The sequence below is a fragment of the Halobaculum saliterrae genome, assembly GCF_009831625.1.
GTDB classification, from domain to species: Archaea; Halobacteriota; Halobacteria; order Halobacteriales; family Haloferacaceae; genus Halobaculum; species Halobaculum saliterrae.
Map to the genome: position 1 here is coordinate 274,967 of NZ_WUUS01000004.1, position 24,239 is coordinate 299,205.

Annotated in this window: 29 protein-coding genes; 13 read left to right on the forward strand and 16 right to left on the reverse strand. The window is 71.6% G+C overall.

What is annotated here, in order from left to right; translation table 11 throughout:
• Positions 1-10: 10 nt before the first annotated feature.
• Together GRX01_RS08145 and GRX01_RS08150 are read right to left on the reverse strand one after the other, a co-directional pair.
• Positions 11-763 carry a hypothetical protein gene (locus tag GRX01_RS08145; protein ID WP_201289542.1) on the reverse strand — a complete coding sequence of 251 codons (753 nt, stop codon included), beginning with the start codon at positions 761-763 and terminating at the stop codon, positions 11-13.
• Positions 764-880: 117 nt separating this feature from the next.
• Complete coding sequence (locus GRX01_RS08150) at positions 881-1,216, reverse strand: DUF7113 family protein (protein WP_159665411.1); 336 nt, start codon at positions 1,214-1,216, stop codon at positions 881-883.
• Positions 1,217-1,386: 170 nt separating this feature from the next.
• Between GRX01_RS08150 and GRX01_RS08155 the strand changes: the two genes are divergently transcribed.
• From GRX01_RS08155 to GRX01_RS08165, 3 genes are all read left to right on the forward strand, one after another.
• The gene (locus GRX01_RS08155; RefSeq protein WP_159665414.1) at positions 1,387-3,318 is read left to right on the forward strand and encodes an ATP-binding protein; all 1,932 of its coding nucleotides are present in this window, start codon (positions 1,387-1,389) and stop codon (positions 3,316-3,318) included.
• A gap of 59 nt (positions 3,319-3,377) precedes the next feature.
• Positions 3,378-3,803, forward strand: a complete 426-nt coding sequence (locus GRX01_RS08160) for a universal stress protein (RefSeq protein ID WP_159665417.1) — start codon at positions 3,378-3,380, stop codon at positions 3,801-3,803.
• A gap of 85 nt (positions 3,804-3,888) precedes the next feature.
• Entirely contained in the window at positions 3,889-4,431 is a 543-nt protein-coding gene (locus GRX01_RS08165) for a CARDB domain-containing protein (protein WP_159665420.1), read from the forward strand.
• A gap of 50 nt (positions 4,432-4,481) precedes the next feature.
• Here the strand turns inward: GRX01_RS08165 and GRX01_RS08170 are convergent, their stop codons facing one another.
• Positions 4,482-4,895 (reverse strand): TRAM domain-containing protein, encoded by a 414-nt coding sequence (locus GRX01_RS08170; RefSeq protein WP_321167975.1) that lies wholly within the window; start codon positions 4,893-4,895, stop codon positions 4,482-4,484.
• Between the two features lie 89 nt (positions 4,896-4,984).
• Entirely contained in the window at positions 4,985-5,830 is an 846-nt protein-coding gene (locus GRX01_RS08175; protein ID WP_321167976.1) for a YkgJ family cysteine cluster protein, read from the reverse strand.
• A 141-nt stretch (positions 5,831-5,971) separates the two neighbouring features.
• Here GRX01_RS08175 and GRX01_RS08180 point away from each other — a divergent pair, with 141 nt between their 5' ends.
• Entirely contained in the window at positions 5,972-6,184 is a 213-nt protein-coding gene (locus GRX01_RS08180; protein ID WP_159665426.1) for a DUF7511 domain-containing protein, read from the forward strand.
• Between the two features lie 48 nt (positions 6,185-6,232).
• On the opposite strand, the gene GRX01_RS08185 is transcribed toward GRX01_RS08180, so the two are convergent.
• The 4 genes from GRX01_RS08185 to GRX01_RS08200 all read right to left on the reverse strand — a co-directional run bounded on the left by GRX01_RS08185 (position 6,233) and on the right by GRX01_RS08200 (position 10,134).
• Positions 6,233-7,042 (reverse strand): MBL fold metallo-hydrolase, encoded by an 810-nt coding sequence (locus tag GRX01_RS08185; RefSeq protein ID WP_159665429.1) that lies wholly within the window; start codon positions 7,040-7,042, stop codon positions 6,233-6,235.
• Positions 7,042-8,823 carry a radical SAM protein gene (locus GRX01_RS08190; protein WP_159665432.1) on the reverse strand — a complete coding sequence of 594 codons (1,782 nt, stop codon included), beginning with the start codon at positions 8,821-8,823 and terminating at the stop codon, positions 7,042-7,044. Before GRX01_RS08190 ends, GRX01_RS08185 begins: the two co-directional genes overlap by 1 nt.
• A 98-nt stretch (positions 8,824-8,921) precedes the next feature.
• On the reverse strand, positions 8,922-9,164 hold the full coding sequence (locus GRX01_RS08195) for a hypothetical protein (protein ID WP_159665435.1): 243 nt from the start codon (positions 9,162-9,164) through the stop codon (positions 8,922-8,924).
• A 79-nt stretch (positions 9,165-9,243) separates the two neighbouring features.
• On the reverse strand, positions 9,244-10,134 hold the full coding sequence (locus GRX01_RS08200; protein ID WP_159665438.1) for a DUF429 domain-containing protein: 891 nt from the start codon (positions 10,132-10,134) through the stop codon (positions 9,244-9,246).
• Between the two features lie 147 nt (positions 10,135-10,281).
• Here GRX01_RS08200 and GRX01_RS18800 point away from each other — a divergent pair, with 147 nt between their 5' ends.
• Together GRX01_RS18800 and GRX01_RS08205 are read left to right on the forward strand one after the other, a co-directional pair.
• Positions 10,282-10,440, forward strand: a complete 159-nt coding sequence (locus tag GRX01_RS18800; RefSeq protein WP_201289543.1) for a DUF7559 family protein — start codon at positions 10,282-10,284, stop codon at positions 10,438-10,440.
• A gap of 2 nt (positions 10,441-10,442) precedes the next feature.
• A complete protein-coding gene (locus GRX01_RS08205) occupies positions 10,443-11,027 on the forward strand; it encodes an Hsp20/alpha crystallin family protein (protein WP_159665441.1) in 585 nt (194 codons plus the stop codon).
• A gap of 17 nt (positions 11,028-11,044) precedes the next feature.
• Here GRX01_RS08205 and GRX01_RS08210 read toward each other — a convergent pair whose 3' ends face one another.
• From GRX01_RS08210 to GRX01_RS08225, 4 genes are all read right to left on the reverse strand, one after another.
• The gene (locus tag GRX01_RS08210; protein WP_159665444.1) at positions 11,045-12,238 is read right to left on the reverse strand and encodes an NAD(P)/FAD-dependent oxidoreductase; all 1,194 of its coding nucleotides are present in this window, start codon (positions 12,236-12,238) and stop codon (positions 11,045-11,047) included.
• Positions 12,238-13,005, reverse strand: a complete 768-nt coding sequence (locus GRX01_RS08215) for a creatininase family protein (RefSeq protein ID WP_159665447.1) — start codon at positions 13,003-13,005, stop codon at positions 12,238-12,240. The genes GRX01_RS08210 and GRX01_RS08215 overlap by 1 nt, the downstream gene beginning before the upstream one ends.
• Before the next feature lie 93 nt (positions 13,006-13,098).
• A complete protein-coding gene (locus GRX01_RS08220) occupies positions 13,099-14,127 on the reverse strand; it encodes a phosphotransferase family protein (protein ID WP_159665450.1) in 1,029 nt (342 codons plus the stop codon).
• Between the two features lie 52 nt (positions 14,128-14,179).
• The gene (locus tag GRX01_RS08225) at positions 14,180-14,986 is read right to left on the reverse strand and encodes a DUF7388 family protein (protein ID WP_159665452.1); all 807 of its coding nucleotides are present in this window, start codon (positions 14,984-14,986) and stop codon (positions 14,180-14,182) included.
• A 299-nt stretch (positions 14,987-15,285) separates the two neighbouring features.
• Here GRX01_RS08225 and GRX01_RS18805 point away from each other — a divergent pair, with 299 nt between their 5' ends.
• Positions 15,286-15,450, forward strand: coding sequence for a hypothetical protein (locus GRX01_RS18805; protein ID WP_201289544.1), 165 nt, complete (start codon positions 15,286-15,288; stop codon positions 15,448-15,450).
• A 75-nt stretch (positions 15,451-15,525) separates the two neighbouring features.
• Positions 15,526-15,666 carry a hypothetical protein gene (locus GRX01_RS08235; RefSeq protein ID WP_159665454.1) on the forward strand — a complete coding sequence of 47 codons (141 nt, stop codon included), beginning with the start codon at positions 15,526-15,528 and terminating at the stop codon, positions 15,664-15,666.
• Positions 15,667-15,686: 20 nt separating this feature from the next.
• On the opposite strand, the gene GRX01_RS08240 is transcribed toward GRX01_RS08235, so the two are convergent.
• Together GRX01_RS08240 and GRX01_RS08245 are read right to left on the reverse strand one after the other, a co-directional pair.
• Positions 15,687-16,286 (reverse strand): NUDIX hydrolase, encoded by a 600-nt coding sequence (locus GRX01_RS08240; RefSeq protein WP_159665457.1) that lies wholly within the window; start codon positions 16,284-16,286, stop codon positions 15,687-15,689.
• 95 nt (positions 16,287-16,381) lie between these two features.
• Complete coding sequence (locus tag GRX01_RS08245) at positions 16,382-17,497, reverse strand: glycosyl transferase family 2 (protein WP_159665459.1); 1,116 nt, start codon at positions 17,495-17,497, stop codon at positions 16,382-16,384.
• A gap of 223 nt (positions 17,498-17,720) precedes the next feature.
• Here GRX01_RS08245 and GRX01_RS08250 point away from each other — a divergent pair, with 223 nt between their 5' ends.
• From GRX01_RS08250 to GRX01_RS08260, 3 genes are read left to right on the forward strand one after another with little or no spacing between them, the layout of a single operon-like run.
• Positions 17,721-17,948, forward strand: coding sequence for a DUF3311 domain-containing protein (locus GRX01_RS08250; RefSeq protein ID WP_159665461.1), 228 nt, complete (start codon positions 17,721-17,723; stop codon positions 17,946-17,948).
• Positions 17,941-19,419, forward strand: a complete 1,479-nt coding sequence (locus tag GRX01_RS08255) for a sodium:solute symporter family protein (protein WP_321167977.1) — start codon at positions 17,941-17,943, stop codon at positions 19,417-19,419. The genes GRX01_RS08250 and GRX01_RS08255 overlap by 8 nt, the downstream gene beginning before the upstream one ends.
• Positions 19,420-19,465: 46 nt before the next feature.
• Positions 19,466-20,443 carry an HFX_2341 family transcriptional regulator gene (locus GRX01_RS08260; RefSeq protein WP_159665463.1) on the forward strand — a complete coding sequence of 326 codons (978 nt, stop codon included), beginning with the start codon at positions 19,466-19,468 and terminating at the stop codon, positions 20,441-20,443.
• Positions 20,444-20,522: 79 nt separating this feature from the next.
• Here the strand turns inward: GRX01_RS08260 and GRX01_RS08265 are convergent, their stop codons facing one another.
• Positions 20,523-21,662 carry a hypothetical protein gene (locus GRX01_RS08265; RefSeq protein WP_321167978.1) on the reverse strand — a complete coding sequence of 380 codons (1,140 nt, stop codon included), beginning with the start codon at positions 21,660-21,662 and terminating at the stop codon, positions 20,523-20,525.
• A gap of 58 nt (positions 21,663-21,720) precedes the next feature.
• Positions 21,721-22,479, reverse strand: a complete 759-nt coding sequence (locus GRX01_RS08270; protein WP_159665465.1) for a DUF1405 domain-containing protein — start codon at positions 22,477-22,479, stop codon at positions 21,721-21,723.
• Between the two features lie 168 nt (positions 22,480-22,647).
• On the opposite strand from GRX01_RS08270, the gene GRX01_RS08275 reads away from it, so the two are divergent.
• Together GRX01_RS08275 and GRX01_RS08280 are read left to right on the forward strand one after the other, a co-directional pair.
• Complete coding sequence (locus GRX01_RS08275) at positions 22,648-23,367, forward strand: DUF1405 domain-containing protein (protein WP_321167979.1); 720 nt, start codon at positions 22,648-22,650, stop codon at positions 23,365-23,367.
• Positions 23,368-23,393: 26 nt separating this feature from the next.
• Positions 23,394-24,137 (forward strand): ArsR/SmtB family transcription factor, encoded by a 744-nt coding sequence (locus GRX01_RS08280; protein WP_159665467.1) that lies wholly within the window; start codon positions 23,394-23,396, stop codon positions 24,135-24,137.
• The last annotated feature ends 102 nt before the right edge of the window (positions 24,138-24,239 follow it).

Below are 24,239 nucleotides of genomic sequence, written 5' to 3' on the forward strand. Positions count from 1 at the left end.
ACGTCTCGGTTCAGTCCGCCAGCTCGGACACCTGCGGGGAGTCGGCCGCGTTCGTGTCGGCGAGCTGGCGGTAGGCGCTCACCAACACGGCGAGGCTGAAGAGGCTCGCGACGCCGCTGACGGCGGCGGAGACGATGTTCCCGACGGCGGGGGAGATGATGCCGAGCAGGCCGAACGCACCCCCGACGACGCCTGCGACGACCACGACGAGCAGCCCGAGCAGGAACAGCCGGATCCGGTTGCCGGACGTCAGCGACCAGCTTCGCTTCAGCGCCTCGACCACGCCGGCGTCCTCGATGACGACCGCCAGCTGGGCGAACACGAGGCTGACGGCGAGGAACAGCCCGGGGAAGAACAGCATCGCGAACCCGACCGTGATCGCGACGGAGACGATCACCGAGAGGACGATCAACACGGCTGCCGTCCGACCGAGTCGGCGGGTGTGCCGTTCGTTGGGAACCGCATCGATGTCGGCGTACACCGCGCGCATGGCGACGATAGTGACGAGGAAGGTCCCGATCAGGGCGACCGCGGTGATCAGCGCGGACGCCGCCACCGGAACGGGGAGCGCGAGCGGGTAGGCGTTCGCGGCGGCCTCGGCCGGGAGGTTGTCCGCCAGCAGGTCCGCGAACAGGGAGTTGAGCCCGACCTGCGCGATCACCTGCAACGCCGCGAGCACGGCCGCGAGCTTCAGTCCGCCGCGAGTGGTCAGCTGGTCGACACCGTTCGAGAGGGCCGTGCCGATACGTAATTTCGGGGACACGAGCCGATTTTGAACACACGTTCAGCAAAAAACTACTGATACGCCGTCGGGCCGTCCCGGTGTTATCGCGGTAGGGGAGTACACGGACGGCGACGGCGGCGGTCGCGGGTGGAACGGCTACGTGGGGTTCCGCTTCTCGATCTCGACCTCCACGTCGCGCTCGGGGACGCCGACGCGGGCGAACTGCGTGCGGACGTGCTCCTCGGCGGCGGCGACCGCCTGCTCGCGCGTGTCGAAGCCGCGGGGCGTCGGCGACTCGAAGGCGACGCGGATTGGTTCGCCGTCGACGACCAGCTCCGAGCCGCCGGACTCGACCTCGTAGAACGCGTCGCACACCCACACGTACGGCGCGTCCTCGTCGGGCGCCCCCTTGAACGACGGCGCCTCCTCGCCGCGTTCGTAGATCGTGCCGGTGAGGGCCGTTCCGCCGCCGCTCCCGCGGACCAGTAACATGTCCGCAGGTTGTCGCCCACGTCGGAAAAGCGGTCGCATCGGCGGACTCGATCCGCCACGTCTGACGGGGGGCGTCTGTCTCGAACGGGGCGGGCGTCCGTCTCGAACGCGGCCGCCGTTCGCGTCCGGCGACGGATACGGTTTTCACCCCGCGCGCCACAGACCCGGGCATGACCGACGCCGGAGAGCCGAACCTCGGCGACTTCGAGGACCCCGGACGATTCGACGAGTCGAACGGCGGGGACGGGGCAGTCGACGGGGTCGACGAAGCCGACTCGATCGCCGGCGACGACGCGGAGGTGACCACGGACGGCGCCGACTCGACCGCCGGCAGCGACGGCGAGGCGGGCGCCGAACCCGGCTCGGACGCGACTGGCGACCCGGAGTCCGGGTTCGCCCAGTACGCCATGGACGCCGCCGAGGCGGCCACCGCCGACGGGATCGGGACGGTCTCGGTCGCGCAGGGGCTGCGCGTGGCCGAGGACGACGACGAAACGAGCCTGAAGGCGTTCGTCACCGCCGGCAACCGCGAGGACGTCAGGATCGGGACGTACCTGCTCGTCCCGTACCCCGACGGGGAACAGCTGTTCTGTCGGATCACGGCGCTCGAATACGACCAGGAGTTCCGCACCGACGACGCGACGGAGCTGACGGCGCGCCGGCGGATGCGAACCGGTCGCGGCGACTTCACCGAGGCCGACTACAAGTACATCGCGGAGCTGTCGCCGGTGGCCGTGCTGTTCTCCGAGGGCGACGATCTCAAGCGCCGGATGGTCGATCGCGTTCCCAAGCCGGGCGCGCTCGTCCGACAGGCCGGCGACGCTGAGCAGATCAAGACCGGGCTCGCGATCCCGGAGGAGGGCGTCTTCCTGGGCCACCTCTCGGTCGGCGGCGAGACGGTCCGGACCGCCGCCGAGCCCCCGACGGTCGACTACCGGCTGAAGGACGACTACGCGGACGGCGACCCGCTGGTGTTCCGGCACACGCTCGTCGCCGGCGGCACGGGGTCGGGGAAGACCCACGGCGCGAAGAACGTCCTCCGGCAGTACCTCGGGCGCTCCTACGAGACCGACGACGGCCGCGACGCGCGCGCGGCGGTCGTGATGTTCGACCCGCAGGACGAGTACGCCCAGATGCACGACGACAACCCCGCGCTCGACGACGAGTGGGCGCGGCGGCTGGAGCGCGAGAACGTCGCGTACGGCGGCCACGACGACACCGTCGCGCTCGTGCCGAAGGAGGCGGGCGTCACCTACCCCGGCCGGGGGCACCGTGCCGAGCAGGTCGAGTTCACGATCCCGTTCTCCGTGGTCGACGAGTACGACATGCCGTGGCTCGTCGCCGGCGCCTCGCTCAACGAGAACCAGTACCCGGCGCTGCTCACGCTGATCAACCGCTTCTTCCGGAACCACGACGACGGCACCTACCAGCAGTTCCTGAACTTCCTCGACGACCCGGCGCTGAAGGAGGAACTCGACGAGACCGGCCGGGTCCACGAGGCGACGTTCGACGCGGTGAAGCGACGCGTGCGCGGCGTTCCCTCGGGCGTGTTCGATCAGGACGCCAAGCCGATCACGGAGCTGGACACGACGCTCGTTCGCCCCGGCGGGCTGACCGTCGTGCCCACGTATCACCTCTCGTCGGCGCGCGCCAAGGAGACGTTCGTCCTCGCGGTTTCGGCGATGCTCGTCGACGACAAGCTCTCGAACTCGCCGCGAAGCGACCGTATCGACGAGACGCCGCTCGTGCTCGGCATGGACGAGGCGCACAACTTCCTCTCGGACGCCGACAACGTCCAGGCGCGACAGGTGGTTTCGAAGTTCACCGAGGCGGCCAAGCAGGGGCGCAAGGAGCGGCTCGGGCTGTTCCTCATCACGCAGGACCCGCAGGACATCGCCGACCCCGTGTTCAAGCAGGTGAACACCCGGCTCGTGCTCAACCTCGGCGACGAGGAGGCGATCCAGTCGGTCAACATTCCGCCGTCGCTCGCGAGGAAGGTGCCGTACATGGAGAAGGGCCAGCAGGTCGTCTACTCCCCGGACAACTCGGAGCCGGTAGAGGTGACCGGGCTCCCGGTGTGTGTGACCCGACACGGGGAGTGACCGCCGACGGGGGACGCTCGTAACCGACCTTTTTCTCGGCGTAGGGGTATCGTTCGGTCATGACAGACCGTATCCTGATCGGCGTGGACGAGTCCGAACAGGCGCTCGACGCGCTGTCGTTCGCCGCCGACGAGTGGCCCGAGTCGGATCTGGTGTTGGTGTCCGTGATCGACCCCTCAAAGGGCGGATACACGCCGGGCACGGGGATCCCCAGCGGCGCCGAGCAGTGGTACGAGCGACGTAAGTCGGAGACCGAGGAGCTGCTCGCGTCGGCCGCCGACTCGCTCGACACCGCCGGCTCCGTCGAGACGACGACGAGGGTCGGAACGCCCGCGGCCGCCATCGTGGAGTACGCGGCCGACCACGACGTCGATCACATCGTCGTCGGGAGCCACGGGCGGGGCGGGATCTCGCGGATCGTGCTCGGCAGCGTCGCGGAGGCGGTCGTCCGCAACGCACCGGTCCCGGTGACGGTCGTCAGGTAGGACCGGACGGCTCCGTTCGGCCCGGAGTTTCAGCTTCGATAGTCGCGGGCGAGGGTTTAGGTCGCCTCCCGGACCGGGTGCGGGTATGGGAGCGCGGAGCGCGGTCGTTCGGGGAGCAGTCGTACTGGTTATCACGGCGCTGCTGGTGGGGCCGGCCGTCGGGGGAGCGGCCGGCGCGCAGGCGTCGTCGTGTCAGCCGAACGGGGACCAACAGGTGTGTCTCACCGCGGCGTCGCTCGATCGGGGGACGCTGACCGCCGGCGAGTCGACGGAGCTGTCGTTGACCGTCGAGAACACCGGCGAGGAGCGTGCGACCGCGATCGTCGCCCTCAACGTCGTGAGTCCCGACAACGAGACGAACACCTACGAACTCCGGAACCGATCGCTGGCGCCCGGGGAGACGCTCTCGGTCACGCAGTCGATCGACGCGAGCACGCCCGGGACACACGGGATACAGGCGGTCGTGTACGCCGACGGCTACGCGCACCGCTACGACGCCTCAGAACCCATGAGCGTCACCGTCGAGCGACAGGGCCTCGGCGGGAGCATCGACACGCCGGAGTACGCGCTCGCGGCGCTCGTCGGATCGCTGGCGGTCATCGGCGCGGTGATCTACCGCCGCCGATAACCGGAACGGAGGACGCGGCCGGCCGGGGATCCGGTCGGCCGGCGGCCTCCTCAGTCGTCGTCGATGACCTCGCCGACGGCGAAGTTCGACTTCACTTCGGTGATCTCGATCTTCACCCGTTCGCCGACCTCGGTGTCGGGAACGATGATCACGTACCCGCGCTCGACGCGAGCGATACCGTCGCCCTGCTTTCCGAGGTCCTCGATCTCGACGTAGCGGATCTCGCCGCGCTCGACCGGCGGTTGGGGACCGTCGACGGTCGCGGTCGACTCCGTCGTGTCGGCGTCGGAGCCGGCGTCGCCGGCGGCGCCCCTGTCGCGCTCGATGAGCGCCACGCGGTACACGCCGCCGGGGGACACCGACCCGGCGTCGACCTCGCGTTTCGGGATCTCGATCGTGTATCGGTCGCCGTCATCGCGGACGTCCGCGCTGAACAGACAGATGAGTTCGTCGGAGATTTCCACGGAGATAACCCTCCACCGGCACGTTCGACCGATGTGCCATATACCTACCGCCCAACGGGAGCGACGCGGTTCGTCCCGCGCCCACCTCCCTACCGGTCGCCCTCCTCGTCGACCCGGCTCCCGTCCGGGCGCTTGGCCCCCTCCGAGTCGTGGACGACGACCTCCCCCTGTCCCGGGGAGGTCGGCTCGTACGCGTCGCGGACGCCGATCGCCTCCTCCAGTTCGCGAACCGCGCGCTCCTTCAGCGCGCTCGCCAGCGACTCGGCGTCGGCACGGTCGATGTCGCGTCCGAGCCCCTCGCACTCGTGGGCGCGGACGACTCCCCCGGCATCGTCGGTCCCGTCGTGCTCCCGTTTCCCTCCAAGCGCGACGGTGTCGACCACCTCCCCCATCGGCTGGCTCGTCCCGCCGAGGCCGACGGAGAACGGGTACGTCTCGCAGATGAGCGGCCGGTCGGCGTGGACACGGCAGGCGCCCGCTCCGACGGCTTCGTCGTCTCCGGGGGACGCCTCCGACGCCTCGCGCTCCTCGTAGAACACGCAGTCGCCACAGGAGTCGGTCTGCAGCGCCCACTCGAACGTCTCGCCCTCCGGGCCGTCGTCGCCCTCGGTCAGTCCGTACGGCATCGGACGGGCCACGTCGCGCCAGTCGCGGGCGTCGCCGTCGTCACCGTCGATGTCGCCGTCGTCACGCGCCTCGCCGTCGGTGTCGTCGCCATCGCTGCCGGCCCCATCGTCGGACGCACCGGCGACGGCCGCCTCCTGGAGCCGCCGCACCTCGTCAGGGAACACGGTCGCGGTGTGGGGGTCGTCCGCCTCGCTCTTGCAGCACGCGCCACAGCGCGTGCACTCGAAGCCGATCGCCTCGACGGCGTCCGCCAACTCCGCCACGTCGAGGTCCCGCGCGCGCTCCAGTTCCGTCTCCAGCGACTGCACGTCCAATCGTGCGGCCCTCGCGGACAAAACGTCGTCGGGGCGCCGGCGGGACCCGTCCGCGCGACACCGCTCTGTAGCGCTCGGTAGGGCTCGAAACTCGTCTTAGCGAGGTTTAAGTATGTTCGCCGGGTTGACACGAGTATGTCGGCCGCATCCGACCGGTCACCCGAGGACGTGCGCACGCCCGACCCCCGCTTCTCGGCCCCGTCGGGGCTCCGAGCGGCGGTGGTTCGCCACGACGGCGAACCGGACCGGTGTACGCTGTACCCCGAGGACGCCGACGACGTCGATCTCGTGACGACGTGGCTCTCGGTCGACGCCGACTGCCTCGTCGGGCTCGACGACGCCCGCTGAGTCGACGCTCCTCCACCGACCCGACGGTCCCCGAACCCGTGACGACGCTCACTCGTCGCCAGCTTCGACGGTCCCCGACGACGGATCCCAGCGCACGCGACGCTCGCGTGCCAGCTTCTCGACGTGCGCCCGGACCGTGGCGCGAGCCAGGTCCCTGACACCCGTGAGGTCCTTCTCGTAGGCGCGCTCCAGCACCCCGTCGAGGTCCGTCGCTCCCCCGCGGACCGCCGCGAGCACGGCGCGCTCTCGGTCGCGCCGGTGGTCGATCAGCCGGGCGCAGGTCGCCCGCGTGTCGTCGATCCGGGGACCGTGCCCGGGGAACAGCGCTGGGGGGTCGCGGGCGTGGAGACGACGGAGCGTCGTGAGGTACGCGCGCATGTCGCCCTCGGGCGCCGCGACGACGACGCTCCCCTCCGCCACCGCCACGTCGCCGCAGACGACGCCGTTCCGGGTCTCGAAGCCGACGCCGTCGGGGGCGTGCCCCGGGAGGGCGACGACCGTCGTCGGGCCGACCGAGTCGCCGGCGAGGAACGTGCGGTCGGGCTCGACGCCGGTCGCGTCGACGAAGCGGTCCTCGTACCCCCGCCGCGCCCAGACGGTCGCACCCGTCTCGGCGGCGTACGCCGCGACCGCCCCGACGTGGTCCGGGTGGGTGTGCGTGACGGCGACGTGGTCGGCGACCTTCTCGCGGACGACGGTGTCCAGCGTGTCGGTGCGGGCCGCCGGGTCGACGAGCAGCGTCTCGTCGGTTCCGACGACGTACGCGTTCGTCGACCCGCCGGGCGCGCGGGTGTCGACGGGGACCGAGAAGCGGTCGACGTGCGTGCCGGCCCCGCCGCCGGTCTGTGACCCGCTCATCAGTCCGCGCTCCGCGGCGCCGGCGCGCCGGGGTACTCCGCGTCGGCGTCGACGCCGGGGACACCGGCGTCGGCGAACCGGGTCAGGTCGGCGTCGGCGCCGGCGACCTCGGCGGCCTCGGCGGCGCTCGCGTACGGGCGGTTCACGACCAGATCGCCAGCCGTCCCGCTCGCGATCCCCGGGATCGCGGTCAGTTCGTTCATCGAGGCGCCGTTGAGATCCAGCGGGTACGGAACGCCCGTCACCGAGCGGTAGCCCCAGTCGACGACGGCCACGTCGACGGTCCGGCCCAGTTCGTGTTCGCCGGGGACGCCGACGAGGATCGGATAGGTGCCGAGCTGGCGGCCGAAGGTGGTGCCGTCCTCGTGGTACTCCAGGTACACGTCGGGGAGGACGGTCCCGGTGGGCATCACGCGCTCCAGCATCGGGCGGTCGACCGTCTCGCGCACCTCCCGCTTGTACTGCTGGAACTCCTTCTTGTGCTCGCGGGCGAGGCGCGCGCCGGTCTCGGCCATCTCGGTGCCCTCGAACGCCATCACCTGCCGGACGTTCACCCGGCGGAGCATGAGCCCCTCGTCCATCACGGAGTCGAGGAAGTCCCTGTTGTGCTCGAACGTCTCGCTGGTCTCGCCCTCCAGCCCGTGGACGAGGTTGATCCCGGGCAGGAGCTTGGGAAGCCGCCGCGGGGCCGAGTCGCCGAAGCTCGGCGCGTCCGCGGGCGACTCGCCGGGTCGCCACCCGGCGGCCTCGTTGACGACGCGGACTGCCTCCAGACACTCCTCGGCGCTGACGAGGAGGTTGTTCCTTTCACGGACCTCGGGGTCGGCGGATTCGAGGCCGAAGGCGGCGGTGTCGCCCGGGGTGTTGTGCCGGGCGATCACTTCGATGGCCTCCCGCGACGCCTCGGGGTAGTCGGTGATCGTCACCGGGTTCATGTTGTCGAGGTGGAGCGTGCGCAGGTCCGGGGCCACCTCGCGGATCCCGCCGTACAGCTGTCTGAGGGCGTCCGGATTGGGCGCCTCGCCGTCGCCGCCGAACGCGAGGATGTCCGCCTGTCGGCCGAGCCGGAAGTGGCGGACGCCGTGGTCCGAGAGGGCGTCGACCTCCGAGACCACGTCCGGCGCGGTCCGGAAGTCGGGGTCCCCGTACAGCGGCTCCGTGCAGAACGAACAGCGATAGGCGCAGCCGCGGGAGGTCTCCAGCTCCGCGATGAGGTACTCGGGGTGGTTCGGGTGCTGCTCGACCACGAACGCGCCCATGCTCGACCATCGAGACACCTCGTCGTAGTCGCGGATGCGGTTGCCGAAGCCCTCCAGCCCGCTCTCGACGATGTCGAAGGCGGCCGCCTCCACGTCGCCCATGGCGACGAAGTCGTAGTCGAGGTCGTCGCGCTCCATCTCCTGTGCGCCGGCGTTCTCGTCGCCGACGCCGAAGCGCACCGGACCGCCGAGGAGGGTGACGCCGTCGGCGGTCCACGCGAGTTCGCGCACCTCGTCGGGTTCGGCGGGGGTCCCCCCGACGTACTTCCCCGGGACGGTCATCCCGCCGACGTAGATCATGAGGTCGGCATCGGCCACGTCGGCCCGCTTGCGGCGCTCGTCGCGTAGCTCGTCGATCGTGTGGTAGGTGACGTTCGACTCGGGAACGCCGGCGTCGACGAGCGCGCCCGCGGTGAAGCGGGGGTACGTCGAGACGTAGGGCGGGACGCCGAAGTGCGCCGGCTCGTCGACGTAGCCGTCGACGATCGTGACGGAGAGGTCGCTGGGATCCGGCGCGGTCATAGCCGACGATGGCGGGCCGAGCGGCTAAAGCCGTGCGGTCCGGGGTCGCTCCCCGGCGACCCGGGATCGCTCACTCACGCGGACGTGACACGCCCGGATCACCAGCCGCCGCGCGTCCGGGCGTCGCCGTCGGTCTCGAACCCGCCGACCTCCTCCTCGATCCCGCCGACGAGCGCCGCCTCCTCGTAGGTTATCCCGTCGCCCTCTTCAAGGATGTCGAGCAGGTCGCCGACCGTCCCCGGCGGGTCGGCCACCGTCGCGTCGACGTCCCGTCGTTCCTCCCGGTCGGCCGCCTCCCGGGCACGACGCTCCCGCTCTCGTTCCCGCCGTCTCGTGCGCATTGGTGTCACCCCACACGAACTCGAACGGCGGAGCTATTGAGTGTTGTGTCGGACTCCGTTCCGTATCGCTCACGCCTCCTCAGCCGTAGATCCGTCCCTCCAGTCGTTCGGTCCGATCCGAACCGTCGTCCGGATCGAGCGCCGTCTGGTAGTTCCGCTCGGCGGCGGACGCCGCCGCGACCGCATCGAGCGCGTCGTCGGTCGCGACCGCGCAGTCGCGGGCGGCGTCGTCGGCGAAGCGAACGCCGTCGTCGACGAGCGCCGCGACGTTCCGACGGCGCGCCTCGACGTGCCGGCGTTGGGCCTTCTTGTATCCGGTTCGCTCGGCGCCGTCGAGTCGGTCGAACACCGACGCGGGGTACGTCTCCAGTACGGCGAGGCGGGGGAGTTGATCGCCGTCGGCGCCGGCGGTACCGCCGAGCGCGGACGCGGGCAATGCCGGCGGGACGCACACCCCCTCGCGTTCGATCAGTCGGCGGAGGAGCACGGAGATGCCGTAGTACGTCTGCGTCTTGATCCGGAAGCCGGCGGGGTCCTGTCCGCCGTGCGCGTCGTCGGTCGCGCGCCGGATCGGCCGTCCTGCGTCGGCGTCGGCCGCCTCACGCACCGCGTCGTACAGGTCGCGCGGGTCGTCGACGGCGTCGAGCACGCCCCACTCCCCGGGCGTCGCCGCCACGAACTCGCGCCACGTGCGGTCGCCGAGCACCCACGCCGGGAGGCTGAACGGCACGTCGACTCCCGCGACTGCGGGGCCGTCGACGCCGCCGAGGTGCGCGGAAAGCGCCGGCAACACGTCGTCGCGGGCGGTCGAACCGAGACCGAGGAACTCGGCGGCCGACGCCAACTCGTCCACGACGAGCGTGCCGTCGTCGACGAAACAGCGCGCGACCCAGGTGTCGGCGCCCGCGCTCGCGGCGGCGGCGCTGAGGTCGACGCCGTACACGGCGGTCGGATCGGGGATCCGGGGCACGGGTGTTCGAAGGGATGCGACAGTCAAAAGCGGCGGCGACTCGGAGGGACAGACCGAGCCGCGGCGACCCTCGGGGGAGCGGATCGAGATACCGGAACGGCCCGCCCTCCCCACGTCGTTTATGGCGCGTGCGGCCCAAGTCGGGGTATGCCCGCCACGAAGGAAGTCAAGTGCACCAGCGAGAACTGCGAGCTCGACATGTTCGAGAACCACTACACCTACGACATCGCGGACGACCACACTGTTGCCGACCTGTCGTGCCCGCTGTGCGGGGGGACCGACTGTCTGGAGGAGATCGAGCTGTAACCATGCCGGAGCGAGACCAGTTCGCCGAGGGTGCCGACCGACTGAAGGACGTCGGCGAGTCGGCGATGAACACGGTGCTCGACCGCGTCGGGCGCGGCGTCGCGACGGTGCAGGAGAAGTCGCCGCTCGCGTACGACGTGTTGGAGTCGGCGGACGCGTTCCTCGTCGTCTTCGATGCCCCGGGCGCCGAGCGCAGCGACGTGCAGGTCCGGTTCAACGAGGGCGCCGTCGAGGTGCGGATCGACCGCTTCCGCGACTTCCGCGAGGGGTTCGAGATGCGGTTCCCCGGCCGCGGGCTCGCGCTCGACGGCCGCGCGGAGCTTCCCCCGGGCGCCGCCGTCGAGCCCGAGGATGCCTCGTCGACGCTCACCGACCACGGCACGCTCCGCGTTCGCGTTCCCAAGGCCCCGGGCGGCTCAGTCGCCGTCGAGGAGAGCGACGCGGACGCGAACGCCGACGACGAGCCGGTGCAGTTGGACATGGAGGAGGACGCGGACGCCGGAGACGACGACGCCGATGACGCCGATGCCGGCGCGGACGACCCGGCCGACGGTGACGGCGACGACGCGGACGCCGACGAGGAGTAGTCGCTCCCGACCGACGGTCAGCAGCCCTTCTCCGGTCCGTCGTCCGTGTCGACGGCCATCCCCTCGCTGATCTCGAACGCCTCATCGCCGTCGAAGCGTCCGGGAGCGAACTGCGGAACCCCCTCCCGCTCGCCGAGCACCTGCCGTGCGATCGCCTCGCCCGTCGCCGGCGCGCGCATGAACCCGTGTCCCTGCCAGCCGGCGGCGACGAGGACGCCGTCGGCGACCTCGCCGAGCAGCGGGTCGCCGTCGGGCGTCGCCGTGCACAGCCCGGCCCACGCGCGCTCCACGTCCGGATCGTGGCCCGCGCGGTCGCGGAGCGTCCCGCCCACGTCCGCGAGGAACCAGTCGTCCGCGTCCCGATCCCACTCGTCCGGGTCGGCCTCGACCGGGACGGTGCCGTCGCCCGCGAGCAGGCCCGCTGGGTGCGGGCGCGCGTACGCCCCCGCCGAGGCGTCGTACCACATCGGCCCGTCGAACGCGCGCCCGGAGACGAGCGCCTGCACGCGGTAGGGCTTCAGCGGGACCGCGATCCCGGCGTCCGCGAGCAGCCGCTTCGTGTGTGCGCCGGCGGCGACGACGACGGCGTCGAAGCGCCGCGTCACGGGCGCCTCGTCGGCGACGGCCACGCCCGGAGGCGCCGTCGACACCGCGACTTCGCTGTCGGTCCGGATCTCCGCGCCCGCGGACGCGGCGAGGTCGGCGACCGTGGCCACGTAGCTCCCGGGGTCGGTCCACCCGGCGTTGCGCGCGACGGCCGCGACGGCCACGTCGTCGACCTGAAGGCTCGGGAACCGTTCGCCCAGCTCGTCGCCGCCGAGGGTCTCGACGTCGCGGTCGTGGACGCGCATCCGCCCGGCCGCGCCGCGGATCGCCTCCGCGAGGTCGTCGTCGCCCTCGCGCGCGAGCATCACGTACGGGCACTCCGTGAACGTGAACTCGCCGGTTCCCGAGAGCCGCCGGAAGCGCTCCAGCGCGCGGGCCCCCATCTCGGCGTCGATGTCCTCCGCATAGGCGTCGTAGAGGACGCCGGCGGCGCGGCCCGACGCGCCCGAGCCGATGTCCCCCTTCTCGAACAGCGTCACGTCGGCGCCGGCGACCGCCAGGTCGTACGCCGCGGTGACGCCGAAGGCGCCGCCGCCGACGACCGCGACGCGCATGCCGTCGCCGGCCCCCGATGCGGGTCCGGCGTCCGGATCGCGCCCGGCCATCAGCGGTGCGGCTCCGGCATGAGCGCGTCGAACGGCTGATCGGCCAGCCAGCCGACGAGCGCGTCGAGCTCGCCGGTCGCCTGCTCGAACAGCTTCCGGCCCTTCTCCGCGGTTCCCTCGGTCGGCGTTCCGACCGCGCCCGACTCCGAGAAGTCCGCGGTGTCGAAGCCGACGGCGGCGCCGTGGACCTCCATCCCCCACGAGTCGGCGGCGCCGTCCTCGGCCTCCTCCAGCAGCCCCTCGCGCACCAGGTCGCCCGCGAGGTGGGCGACCATGCTCGTCTCCATCGCGTCGGCGTGGCCGATGCCGGACTGGTCGAACAGCTCCTCGTCGAGGCCGTCGAGGCTCGACCACCAGTTCCACGGCGCGGCGTACGCGATCTGGTCGCCGCGGAGCCGTCGGGCCGCCCGACGAAGGGCGTCGCTGTTCCCCCCGTGCCCGTTGCAGAACACGAGCTTCCGGACGCCGTGGCTGGCGACGGACGCCGCGACCTCTCCGACGTAGTCCTCGAACGTCTCCGGCTCGGCCCACAGGGTCCCGTCGAACTGGCGGTGGTGCGCGGAGACGCCCACCGGGACGGTCGGCAGCACCACGGCGTCGTCGCGGTCGATCCCTCGCGCGACGGCCTCCGCCGCGAGGAAGTCCGTCCCCAGCGGGAGCGCCGGGCCGTGCTGCTCGACCGAGCCGGTCGGCAGGATCGCCACCTCGACGCCGTCGTCGAACGCCTCGCCCGCGCTCGTCGTCGTCTCCTCGTGGAGCAGTCGCATATCGGTCGGTCCGTTCGGGGGGACGTAGGCGTTCGGGTGACGGCCGTCGGCGTTGCTCCGGGCGCACCGAACCGGCGGAAGGGGACGGCCGACCTACCGCGGAACCCGAACCAGCCGCCGGTCCAGTTCGTCCTCGGCCCAGGCGACGAGTTCGTCCTCGTTCTCGTCGAGGAGAGTCGATTGCTTGTCGACGAACCCCGAGAACCCGAGGAACCCCACGGCCTCGTAGACGGGGCGACGCTCGGCGAGCCCTGTCGGGAGCGCGCCGGCGCGACCGCGATAGCCCTCGTGGAGCGCGGCGCGCAGCCGCGGGGCGGTCTCCGTGCGGGGACCGCCGAGCAGTTGTCGCTCGGCGCGCACCACCTCGCGGGCCGGGTCGCCGACGTGGGACAGCTCCCAGTCGAGCAGGCCGACCCGCCGCTCCCGCGGCGAGACTGCGTCCCCGGGATGTTCGGCGACGACGGCGTTCGGCTTCGCCGGGTCGCCGTGGACCAGCGTCGCCGGCGCGTCGTCGAGCCCGACCGTCGTCTCTCGGACCGCGTCGGCGACGCGGTCGAAGTGGTCGTCAAGCCGGTCGCTGGAGGCGATCGCGCGCATCCGCTCGATCCGCCCCACCAGCACCTCGGTCCACGGCTGTTCGTCCACTGACAGCCCCTTCGCCCCGCCGGCGGTGGGTTGATCGCGGGCCTCACCACGGATCTCGCCGTGAGCGTCGAAGCGGACGGTGTGCACGGAAGCGAGCGCGGCACCCATCGCGCGGGTCAGGGTCTCCGTTCCGTCCCTCCCGGCGTCACTCCATGCCGAGAGAACCGAGTCGCCGGCCATCGGCGCCGTCGCGAGAACGGGCGGGTCCGCGTCCGGGTCGGCCGCGAGCACGTCCGGCACCCGGAGGGCGATGTCGGCCGCGTCGACGGTCCCGATGCAGGCGCTCTCGCGCCGGATCCGGGAGCCGTCGCCGTCGAGGGCGACCTTCAGGAACGCCGCAGCCGGCCGCCGGTCGTCCGCGAACGCGACCCGGACGGTCTCGTTGTCGTCGTTCCACGACGGCCCGGTCGACCGGACGCCGGCGACGGGTCGTCCCGGGAACGCGGCGGCGAATCCCCGGCGGATGGCGTGGTCCATGGCGCCGGCTGTCCGCGCGAGGGCAAAATGCGTTCGGGGCGCGTGTGACGGGTTATCGCAGCGAGTCGACGCCGGTCGCGGGGTAGCCGACGACGTGGTCGACGCCGACGGCCTTCAGGTCGCGCACGCGTTCGCCGACCGTCTCGGGGTCGCCGACGAGCGCGAAGTCGCGCACCGCCGCCGAGAGCACCTCGCGGGCGCGCCCCGTCGCCGCGGCGTCGGTCTCGGCGCCCTCGGGGAGCGCCTCGCGGACTGGCCTGCGACGCGCCGCGTACGCGCCCACGGCGTCGAGGACGGCGTCCTCGTCGTCCGTCGGGACCACGGGCGCGTAGAGGGCGAGTTCGCCGTCGAAGCCCGCCGCACGCAGTCCGCGCACGTCGCGCTCGGTCGAGCGAGAGAGCAGGTCGTACTGGACGCCGCCGGCCGCGAGCGCGAGGCGCTCGACGCCCTCGGTGCCGACCCACGGCGTGCCGCCGGCCTCGCGAACGGCGGCCGCCGCGTCGCCGAGGCGGGGCGCGACCGCGCGCTCCCGCTCGGCATCCGAGAGGTACGCGCCGTGACCCGCGACGAGCACGCGCTTCGCGGCGTCGGGCAGCGTCGCAACCAACGAGTCGTCGCCGCGGGGGTCGAAGCCGTCGGCGCGGACCGGCGTCGTCACCCGGAGGTCGACCGATCCCGCGAGATCGGCGAGCGTTTCGGGGTCGGGCAGCGCCTCGCGTCCCTCGTAGTCGAGGCACACGAGGTCGACCGGGAGGTCGGCGGCGACGGACACGTCGCACTCGGTCGGCTTGAGCGCGACTCCGTCGAGTCCTGTTCGGGAGACGACGCTGTCGGCGGGTTCGGATGCGGTGAGTGTCATTGGTTGGAGCGGTGAGGCAGGTCGGCGAAGTCGGTGGGTTCGGGGAAGTCGACGGAGTCGGTCGAGTCTCTCGACACGTCGAGATCGGTCGGAGCGATCGAACGAGGTCGCTGCCGTCGCGTCGACGGAGCGAGTTGCGGCGGCAGTGTCGAGGGAGAACTAGGACCGTCGCGGAACGCGATCCATCGCCTGTGCAGCCATACTCAACATGAACACGTTCGCGGGAATAAGCGTGGTGTTCCCGTCAGAATCGACGCGCCGGGCCTGGGGTTCTTCACCGTGGGGGAACAGCGGCGGGTATGTCCGACGCTGGCGGCGCCGATCGCGGTCCGATCGTCACGAGCGGAGAGCGGTCGATCACGGACCGCTACGGGAGCGTCGACGGCTGGGTGAAGGCGTCGATCGCGCTGGCGGGCGTCCTCCTGTTGTTCTTCCTCGCGCTGGTCGTCGTGAGCTACGTCTGAGCGGTCACCGACGCCGGTCGACGCCGTCCGCCCCGGCGCCGCCGACTACTTGTGGACCCGCAGCCTATCGGTGCCGTGGACATCAGTAACCTCATCGTGGACTCGGACGACGGCGGCCGGAGCGTCGTCCAGTCGAGCCGCGTCGCCTCCATCCTCGTACTGGCGGGCGCGTTGGGTCTGTTCTTCCTCGCGCTCGTCGTTCTCAGCTACGTCTGAGGGCCGGTCGGTCGACCGCGTCACACCGGGAGGTCGGCGTCCGGGTCGACGACGCGGTCGACCTCCCGTGGCATCTCCCAGTCGGCGAGCAGTTCGAGCAGTTGCACGAGCATGCGGCCGGTCGCCCCCCAGACGGTGTAGCCGTCGACGTGGAAGAAGTGGAGGCGGATCTCCCCGTAGTGCGGGTGGTCGCGGCGTTCGGACTCGTAGTTCTCCCGGTCGGTCAGTTCCGAGACGGGGAGGATCGCGATCTCGGCGACCTCGTCGTCGCTGGGGACGTACTCGCGGTCGGGGGCGGTGCCGACGAACGGCGTGACCGCGTACTCGGAGACCGTCCGGATGTCGTCGATGCGGCCGACGACCTCGACCTCCTCGGGCCGCAGGCCGATCTCCTCGTTCGCCTCCCGCAGCGCCGTCGCGGTGAGGTCGGCGTCCTGGGACTCGACGCCGCCGCCGGGGAAGCTCATCTGCCCGGGATGGCTCCCGAGATGGTCGGCCCGCTTCGTGAAGAGGACGTGCGGCGCGCCGTCGCGGTCGACGACCGGCGCCAGCACCGCGGCGCGCCGCTCGGCGTCCGTCACCTCGACGGGCGCGTGCCGGCGAACGCGCTCGAAGTTCATACCCTCACTGTTCGCCCGTCCGGCTTCAAGCGTGCGGTCGTGTCGAACGTCGCGGTCGGTCGCCGTCGCCCCGAACACGTTCACTCACCGCTTCGTCACTCGTCGGCGACCTCGCCGTTCGCGGCGTCCCGTGCGTCCGCCCGCGCGGCGGCGGCGACGTCGGCGGGCGACAGGTCGGTCGACTCCCACGGCGGCAGCCGCGTGTCCTGTCCGGGGGGTGCGATCGACTCGGCGTACGTGCGCACCTGATCGCGCTCGCCGCCCCGGTCGTAGGCGAGCCCGTTGAACGCGGCGTCGGCGGCGTACCGGTCGACGTACGACGCGGCGGCGGAACGGTAAGCGTCCGGCAACGCGTCGTAGTCCGGGTCGACGCCGTGTTCCTCGGCCGCGCGCAGCAGCGCCGCGCCGACCGACCGGCTCATGTCCGAGAGCCCGGTCGGCCCGGACACCGCCCGGTGGTCGTGCTCGTAGCTGCCCAGGTCGACCTGCGCGGCGCCGTCGACGCCGACCGCGTCGTAGGCGGCCGCGAGGGTGCCGACCTCGAGCCCCCACGTGCGCTGGACGGGCATCGCGGCGACCACGTCGCCGGTCGCGGCGAACTCCCCGGCGAGCGCGTAGCGGAACGCCGCCATGTACTCGAGGAACTCGGAGTCGGGCGCGGAGTCGCGGAGCGCGCGCACCAGCGGGGTGTAGAACAGCCGGAACAGGCGTCCGTACAGCTGCTCGTTCTCCACGCGGGCGTAGTACCCCTTCGAGAACTCGAAACCGTTCGCCAGCGGGAACAGCAGCCGACGGACGTACTCCCGCGAGTAGGACTTCGTGTCGGCGTCGTGGAGGACGACGTACTCCGAGTCGAGCGCCCGCCCCAGTGCCAGCCACACGTCCCGTCCCTTCCCGCGCTCGCCGTCGAGGCCGGCGTCGTCGAGCAGATCCGCGACGCGCGGGCCGTCGCACCACAGCGTCTCCAGCGGGAGGTCGAAGCCGGCGAGCCACTCGCGGAAGGCGCCGACGCGGTCGGCGGGCGCGCGCAGCGGGACGATCACTCGTTCGGGGTCGAGCGCCTCGAGTTCCGAGAGCACGCGCTCGGCGGCGAGCCCCGCGTACTCGCGTTCGGTCATCGGCACGACGACGGCCGCCCGGTCCGTCGGCGCGTCGGGCGCCCCCTCGCCGAACGCGTGGAGCGTGGCGACGCGCTCCTGCACGTATTCCATCGACGGATCACAGGGCCGCGCGGCGAATAAACCCGGGGATAGCGGGTCCGTCGGTGAGGGACGCGACCCGTCGATCCGGATCGCTCGCCCCGGTCCGAACTCCCCGCGGAACGAAGCGAGACTATATCGCCGACGGAGTCATCGAAGAGATTTCCTCTTCGAACTCGCAAACGAATGGACGATCTGGCAACATTCATGGTGTACGAACGGCTACCACCGCGCGATGACGCGAACACGAAGTGACGCGCTGTGGGTCGGGGCGTTCGCCCTGCTCGTCGCGTTCGCGGTCCCCTGGTTCCTCTGGGGCGACGCGACGGTCGTCGCGGGGCTGCCGCTGTGGCTGTGGTGGCACGTCGGCTGGATGGCGCTGGCGAGCGTGGCGTTCGCCGCGTTCGCGCGCGGCGACGCGTGGGACCGCGGCGTCGACGCGGAGGTGATCCGGCGTGGCTGACCTCGCCGTCTCGCTCGGCGTCGTCGTCGGCTACCTGTTGATCGCGCTCGCGATCGGTGTGCTGGCGTACCGGCTCACCGACCGCACGGCGGAGGACTACTACCTCGCCTCCCGGTCGGTCGGGACCGTCGTCCTCCTGTTCACGACGTTCGCGACCCTGCTGTCGGCGTTCACCTTCTTCGGGGGACCGAACCTCGCGTTCTCCGCCGGGCCGGAGTGGATCCTCGTGATGGGGCTGATGGACGGCATCCTGTTCGCGCTGCTGTGGTACGCGATCGGCTACAAGCAGTGGCTCGTCGGGAAGGCCCACGGCTACGTGACCCTCGGGGAGATGCTCGGCGATCGGTTCGACTCCACCGCGCTCCGGGGACTCGTCGCCGGCGTGAGCCTGCTGTGGCTGTTCCCGTACGTGATGCTCCAGCAGATCGGCGCCGGGCAGGCGCTCGTGGGGCTGACCGACGGCGCGGTCCCCTACTGGGCCGGCGCGGCGCTGATCACGGTGTTCATGATCGCGTACGTCGGCCTGTCGGGGCTGCGCGGGGTCGCGTGGACGGACACGCTGCAGGGCGTGTTCATGCTCGGCGTGATCTGGCTCGCGGTCGCGTGGATCGCCTCCTCGGCGGGCGGCGTCTCGGCGCTGACGGCGGGGATGACCGACGCGGCGCCCGAGTTCGCGGCGCTGGGCGGCGGGCTGTACTCGCCGCAGTGGATGATCGCGCAGGCGGTCGTCATCGCCTTCGGCGTCGCCGCGTTCCCGCAGGTGAACCAGCGGTTCTTCATGGCAGACCGCGTCGAGACGCTCAAGCGCTCGTTCGCACTGTGGCCCGTGCTCGTCCTCCTGCTGTTCGTGCCTGCGTTCCTGCTCGGGTCGTGGGCGGTCGGGCTGGGGATCGAGGTGCCCGACGGGAGCAACGTCCTCCCGTTGCTGCTCAACGAGTACACGCCCGCGTGGTTCGCGGCGCTGGTGATCGCCGGCGCCCTGGCGGCGATGATGTCCTCCTCGGACTCGATGCTGCTGTCGGGGTCGTCGTACCTCACCCGCGACATCTACCGCCCGTTCGTCGCGCCCGACGCGAGCGACGAGCGCGAGGGCTGGATCGGCCGCGTCGGCGTCGCCGTCTTCGCCTCCTCGACGTTCCTTGCGTCGCTGCTCGTCGGCGGCGGCGGCGGGCTGGACGTGCTCGTCACGCTGGGCGACACGGCCTTCGGCGGGTACGCCCAGCTCACGATCCCGCTGTTGCTAGCGCTCTACTGGAGCGGAACGACCGAGTGGGGAATGCTCGCGGGAATCGCGACCGCGGAGGTCGCGTACCTCGCGCACGTGTTCCTCCCGCTGCCGGCGACGTATCTCACGTGGGACTTCGCGCTGTGGTGCATGCTGCTGTCGCTGGTCGCGACGGTCGCGGTGTCGACGATGACCGCGAGCGCGCCCGCGGAGAACGCGGCGAAGTTCGGGGTCGGCGCCGACTGACGCGCGCCACGGCACGCTTTTCCCGTCACCCGACCACCGCCCGAGCATGCAGACGCACGTCGTCCCGGTCGGGTTCGACTACGACCGACTCATCGCGCCGCTCGTCCGCGACCAGATCGACGTGGACCGGGTCGTGCTGCTCGAGGGGGCCGTCGGGAGCGAGGCCAACGTCGAGTACTCCCGGAACCTCTCGGGGAAGCTAGAGACGGACTTCCGGAACCTGCTCGGGGCGGAAACCGAGCGCGTCGAGATCGCCGACGTGTACGACTACGACGCCGCCTTCGAGCAGGCGTACGACCTCATCAACGAGGAACTGGACGCGGGCCGGGAGGTGTGGGTGAACGTCTCCTCGATGCCCCGGCCCGTCTCGTTCGCGTTCGCCACGGCCGCCCACTCGGTGACGCTGGAGCGACAGGCCGACCGCGACCGGATCCACACCTACTACACGGCGCCCGAGAAGTACCTCGAGACCGAGTTGGCCGAGGAGCTCCGGGCCGACCGCGACCTCCTGCGGGACCTCCTCGACGGCGTCGGCGACGACGCGGTCGAGGTCGGTGACGGCGCCGCGGAAGCGGCCGACGACGCCGGATCGGTCGCCGGGGTCGACGTCGGTCGCATCCGTGAACGCCTCTCGACGGCGACGGACCTGCTCGCCGAGTTCGACGAGCGCGGCACGACCATCGGCGCCAAGGAGGTCGACGGCAAACACATCATCGAGCTTCCGGTCGCCTCCTTCTCGAACGTGAAGCCCTTCGAGGAGGTGATCCTGTTCAAGCTCGGGGAACACGGCGAGTTCGAGTCGGTGAGCGAACTGGCGAAGGCGCTGGCGTCCGAACTGAACGAGGAGTACACCGACTCGTTCCGCTCGAAGGTCATCTACAACGTCGACCGCCTCGGTCCGGGCGGGAAGGGGTACATCGAGCAGGAGTCTCACGGGAAGTCCTACCGGACGCGCCTCTCGCGCATCGGCGAGCTGTGGGTGCGCGCACACGCTGCCGAGGACTCGTCCGACTACGATCGGTAGGCCCCCGACCGGACCCGACGGTCCACCCGACCGCGATCGGTCGGTCTCTCTCGGTCGAGAACGGGTCCGCCCTCCCGCCTCAGAACTCGAACCCGCGCGGCGCGGCCGACGGGGCCAGCGGCGTCGCCGGCAGTCGCTCGGGAACAGCGGGGTCGTTGAACGCGCCGGGCGCGACGTCGTTCGGGCCGTCGGGGTGGAACACCGACGCCAACGCGTGGAGCTGGTCGCGCCCGACGCCCAGCTCGAACTGCCCGCCCCCGTACAGCGTCACGTCGCGCTCGCGGGCCCACTCGAGCGTGTCCGACAGCGACTCCAGCGTCCCGAACCGCGAGGGCTTGACGTTGAGCCACTCCGGCTCCCACGGCAGGTCCTCGACGCTCGCGACGCCGGTGATCGGGTAGTCCCACGAGACGCGGTGCTCCTCGCCCTCGAACGCGTGCCGGGTCTCGTCGGTGACCGCGGGGTCCTCGATCACCGCGTTCGGGAACGACTCCAGCACCCACTCGTAGAACTCGGCGTCGGGCTCCTGGTCGACCTCGGTCCCCTCGTACAGCCCCTTCAGGTCGAGGACGCGCACCCGTTCGGTCGGGAGGTCCGCGACCACCTCGTCGGTCCAGTCGTCGGTGGGGTCGAGCTTGAATCCGATCCCGGGGACGCGTTCGGCGATGGCCGTCACGCGGTCCGCTGACGGGCCTTGCGGGTCCCCCGCTCGGCTGTTCGAGTCGGTCCCCGACTCGCTCGGCTCCCCCAGCCGCGTCGACGCGGCGAAGGCGACCGGGTCGCGCTCGCGGTCGAGGATGCTCGCGAGGTCCGTGTCCGCCTGGCGGAGCGCCAGATCGGTCGCGGCCGACTCGACCGCCCACCGTCGGTAGGCGTGCCCGGTGTCCCGCTCCGGCTCCCCCTTCGGGAACAGGTCCACGTCGTCGAGGCGGTTCGAGAACTCCCGGAACGTCCACTCGCCGACGAGTGCCGCCTCGAAGCCGAGGCCGTCGGCCGGCGTGCGCGGGTCGCGCTCGGGGTTCGCGAACAGCGCGTCGTGGTCCGGGGCGTCGTAGGTCACGTCCTCGCCGCGGCCGAGTTCGCCGTCGCCGCGCAGACGGAACGTCGTGCTCACGCGCTCGAACCCGGAGGAGGTGTCGCGTGCGCGTCGCCTGAGCCCCACCGACTCGATCGTCAGCGGGAGGTCGGCGATCGCGCGGTAGAGGGTGGGTGTGCTCACGGTCGGAGTCTCTCCCCCGCGGGGGATAGCCCTTACCCGTCCGCGGGGGAGCCGACGGTCAGGATCGACGGTCGGTCGCCTCGAGCAGCTTCACCCGCGTCGCCAGCGCGAGGAACGTCGCCGTGAGCGTGAGAACGACCGCGCCGGCGGCGGCGATCTCGTGGGTCGGCGACAGGTGGGTGAACCCCTCCCCGGGTCCGATCAACTGCTGGCCGGGCAACAGCGTGTGGTGTGGGGTGCCGGCGACCGGGAGGAAGTAGTCGACGACGTCGTTGAGTCCGTACCACGCGACGGCGACGGCGACCGCGCGCACCGGGAACTCGGAGATCCGATAGAGGAGGAACCCCTCGACGGTCATCGCGAGGTGCGAGAACAGGAGGAACAGATACATCGGGAGCGGGTTGGCGGCGGTGAACCCGTCGGCGAACGCGAGGAGGACGAGCGGGGTCCACAGCCCCAGCTTCCAGCAGCCGAAGAAGGCCAGCACGTTCACGTACTCGTTCGACCGCCCGAGCGTCCACAGGCCGAGCGCGAGCGCGATGAACAGCGTCGCGACCGGCGAGTCGGGGACGAAGGCCCACATGCTCGGCGGCGTCCCGGCGAGCTGCCAGGTGATCAGCGGGTCCGACAGCGGGAGCGGGTGGAACCCGTAGTACCAGAAGCCGAAGGCGGTGCCGACGAGGTTGATCGCGACGACGAGCGCCGCGAGCCGGAGGCCGAGGTTCTCGACGGCGCGCGGGAGCGGCGCGACGTACCACGGGAGGTCGGGGCGTTCGGGGAGACCGTCGGCGGCGGTCAGGTCGGCGAGGAGACTCATTCGGGTGTGGCGAGTGGTGGCGCGTCGGCGGCTTAGCCGTGGCGGTGCGCGGCGGCGCCGACGCGACGGCGGCGCGGAACGACGCGAACCCGTTCCCGGGAACCCACGCGTCGCCGGCGCGGGACCACGACCGATTAAGCCGGCGGCGGCCGAAGTCGCGTCAAGACCGTGGCCGACGACACCGAGACGCGACGGACGCGCAACCCCGTCCCGGAGGCGCTCGCCGAGTTCTACCTCACGACGCCGTTCACGCTCGGGCTGCTCCTCGTGGCTAACGCGCTCGCGTTCCTCGTCGGCGTGCGCTACTACGTGGAGACGATGCCCGCGGTGGCGACGTACCTGTGGCCGCTGTACGGCGACTCGCCCACCGCGATCGCGCTCGCCACGCTCGTGCTCGCGGCGCTCGTCCCGTTCGCCGGCTACCGACTGTCGTCGGTGCCGCGGTCGACGCTGTTGTCGGTGCTGTCGACGCTGGCGGTCGTCTGGCTGGTCAAGACGGGGCTGTGGACGTTCGTCGCGCTCAACGTCCCGTTCGTCCGGCCCGACCTCCCGACGGACCTGTACGTCGGCTTCGACCCCGACTCGCTGTGGGCCTACTGGGGCATCCTCGCCACACACGCCGCCTTCCTCGGGGAGGCGCTGTTGATCGCCCGGGTCGGGCGGACCTCGCGGCCGATCCTGGGCGGCGCCGCGCTGCTCGCGCTCGCCAACGACCTGTTCGATTACGGCTACCTCCTCGGGCTCCCCCTGGCGAACCACCCGCCGGTTCGGTACGACCCCGGCTGGACGCTCGCGTTCGGGAGCCTCGCCGCGACGTTCGTCGCGATCGCTGTCGCGGCCGCCGTCCTGCCGTCGGGCGATAGCGACGACCGGCGACGCGGCGTTTAAATACTGCCGGCGATTACCTCACGTGTATGGACTCCGCGGTACTGCTCGATCTCCTCGGGAACGAGAACCGCCGGCGCATCCTCCGGCTGCTCTCGCACAAGTCGTGTTACGTCACCGAGATCAGCGAGTACCTCGGCGTGTCGCCGAAGGCGGTCATCGACCACCTGCGGAAACTGGAGGAGGCGGGCCTCATCGAGAGCCACACGGACGACCGGCGGCGCAAGTACTTCCACATCGCCCGTGACGTTCGGCTGGAGGTGAACGTCTCCCGGCACGGCTTCGGTACGAAGTCCGCGTACCCCGCGAGCCCGAACCTCGACATCCAGGGCCGATGCCCGCACATGCACATCGACCTGGAGCTTCGGTCCGGCGCCGGCGACCCCGACCGCGACGACGTCGACGGCGCCGGCGCGGCCGAGAACGGCGACGGGCTCGCCGACGGCGTCGGCGACGACGGGGAGGACCTGGCCGAACTCGCCGCCGAGTTCGACGAGCTACAGGACCTGGAGAACGAGCTCTCGCTCGCACAGCGGTGGGTTCACGGGCGAATGAGCGACCTCCTCGACCGGGTGAACGACCGGCTCGGCGTCGACGCGGACTCCCGGTTCTACGCGAAGCTGCTCGCGGCCGTCACCTCCACGGACGGCTCCCACGGCGCCGTCGTCGAGGAGGTGAACGCCGACCCGCAGGCCGTCGAGGACGGGCTGCGGCGGCTCGCCGACGCCGACCTGCTCGCACGCGAGTCCGATCGCTGGCGGCTCGTCGGGTGAGTCGCCGGCGGCTCGTCACGAGGTCGCCGACCCCCCGCGGTCCGGAGTCGGTCACGCCACTCGACGATCTCCGTTCGTGTCGCTCCAGGAAGGGCGTGAGCA

Coding starts and splice junctions, on each gene's coding strand:
- GRX01_RS08150 (WP_159665411.1), bottom strand. CDS start 1,216: ATGTTACTGGTCCGCGGGAGCGGCGGCGGAACGGCCCTCACCGGCACG.
- GRX01_RS08155 (WP_159665414.1), top strand. CDS start 1,387: ATGACCGACGCCGGAGAGCCGAACCTCGGCGACTTCGAGGACCCCGGA.
- GRX01_RS08160 (WP_159665417.1), top strand. CDS start 3,378: ATGACAGACCGTATCCTGATCGGCGTGGACGAGTCCGAACAGGCGCTC.
- GRX01_RS08165 (WP_159665420.1), top strand. CDS start 3,889: ATGGGAGCGCGGAGCGCGGTCGTTCGGGGAGCAGTCGTACTGGTTATC.
- GRX01_RS08180 (WP_159665426.1), top strand. CDS start 5,972: ATGTCGGCCGCATCCGACCGGTCACCCGAGGACGTGCGCACGCCCGAC.
- GRX01_RS08185 (WP_159665429.1), bottom strand. CDS start 7,042: ATGAGCGGGTCACAGACCGGCGGCGGGGCCGGCACGCACGTCGACCGC.
- GRX01_RS08190 (WP_159665432.1), bottom strand. CDS start 8,823: ATGACCGCGCCGGATCCCAGCGACCTCTCCGTCACGATCGTCGACGGC.
- GRX01_RS08195 (WP_159665435.1), bottom strand. CDS start 9,164: ATGCGCACGAGACGGCGGGAACGAGAGCGGGAGCGTCGTGCCCGGGAG.
- GRX01_RS18800 (WP_201289543.1), top strand. CDS start 10,282: ATGCCCGCCACGAAGGAAGTCAAGTGCACCAGCGAGAACTGCGAGCTC.
- GRX01_RS08205 (WP_159665441.1), top strand. CDS start 10,443: ATGCCGGAGCGAGACCAGTTCGCCGAGGGTGCCGACCGACTGAAGGAC.
- GRX01_RS08210 (WP_159665444.1), bottom strand. CDS start 12,238: ATGGCCGGGCGCGATCCGGACGCCGGACCCGCATCGGGGGCCGGCGAC.
- GRX01_RS08215 (WP_159665447.1), bottom strand. CDS start 13,005: ATGCGACTGCTCCACGAGGAGACGACGACGAGCGCGGGCGAGGCGTTC.
- GRX01_RS08220 (WP_159665450.1), bottom strand. CDS start 14,127: ATGGACCACGCCATCCGCCGGGGATTCGCCGCCGCGTTCCCGGGACGA.
- GRX01_RS08225 (WP_159665452.1), bottom strand. CDS start 14,986: ATGACACTCACCGCATCCGAACCCGCCGACAGCGTCGTCTCCCGAACA.
- GRX01_RS18805 (WP_201289544.1), top strand. CDS start 15,286: ATGTCCGACGCTGGCGGCGCCGATCGCGGTCCGATCGTCACGAGCGGA.
- GRX01_RS08240 (WP_159665457.1), bottom strand. CDS start 16,286: ATGAACTTCGAGCGCGTTCGCCGGCACGCGCCCGTCGAGGTGACGGAC.
- GRX01_RS08245 (WP_159665459.1), bottom strand. CDS start 17,497: ATGGAATACGTGCAGGAGCGCGTCGCCACGCTCCACGCGTTCGGCGAG.
- GRX01_RS08250 (WP_159665461.1), top strand. CDS start 17,721: ATGACGCGAACACGAAGTGACGCGCTGTGGGTCGGGGCGTTCGCCCTG.
- GRX01_RS08260 (WP_159665463.1), top strand. CDS start 19,466: ATGCAGACGCACGTCGTCCCGGTCGGGTTCGACTACGACCGACTCATC.
- GRX01_RS08270 (WP_159665465.1), bottom strand. CDS start 22,479: ATGAGTCTCCTCGCCGACCTGACCGCCGCCGACGGTCTCCCCGAACGC.
- GRX01_RS08280 (WP_159665467.1), top strand. CDS start 23,394: ATGGACTCCGCGGTACTGCTCGATCTCCTCGGGAACGAGAACCGCCGG.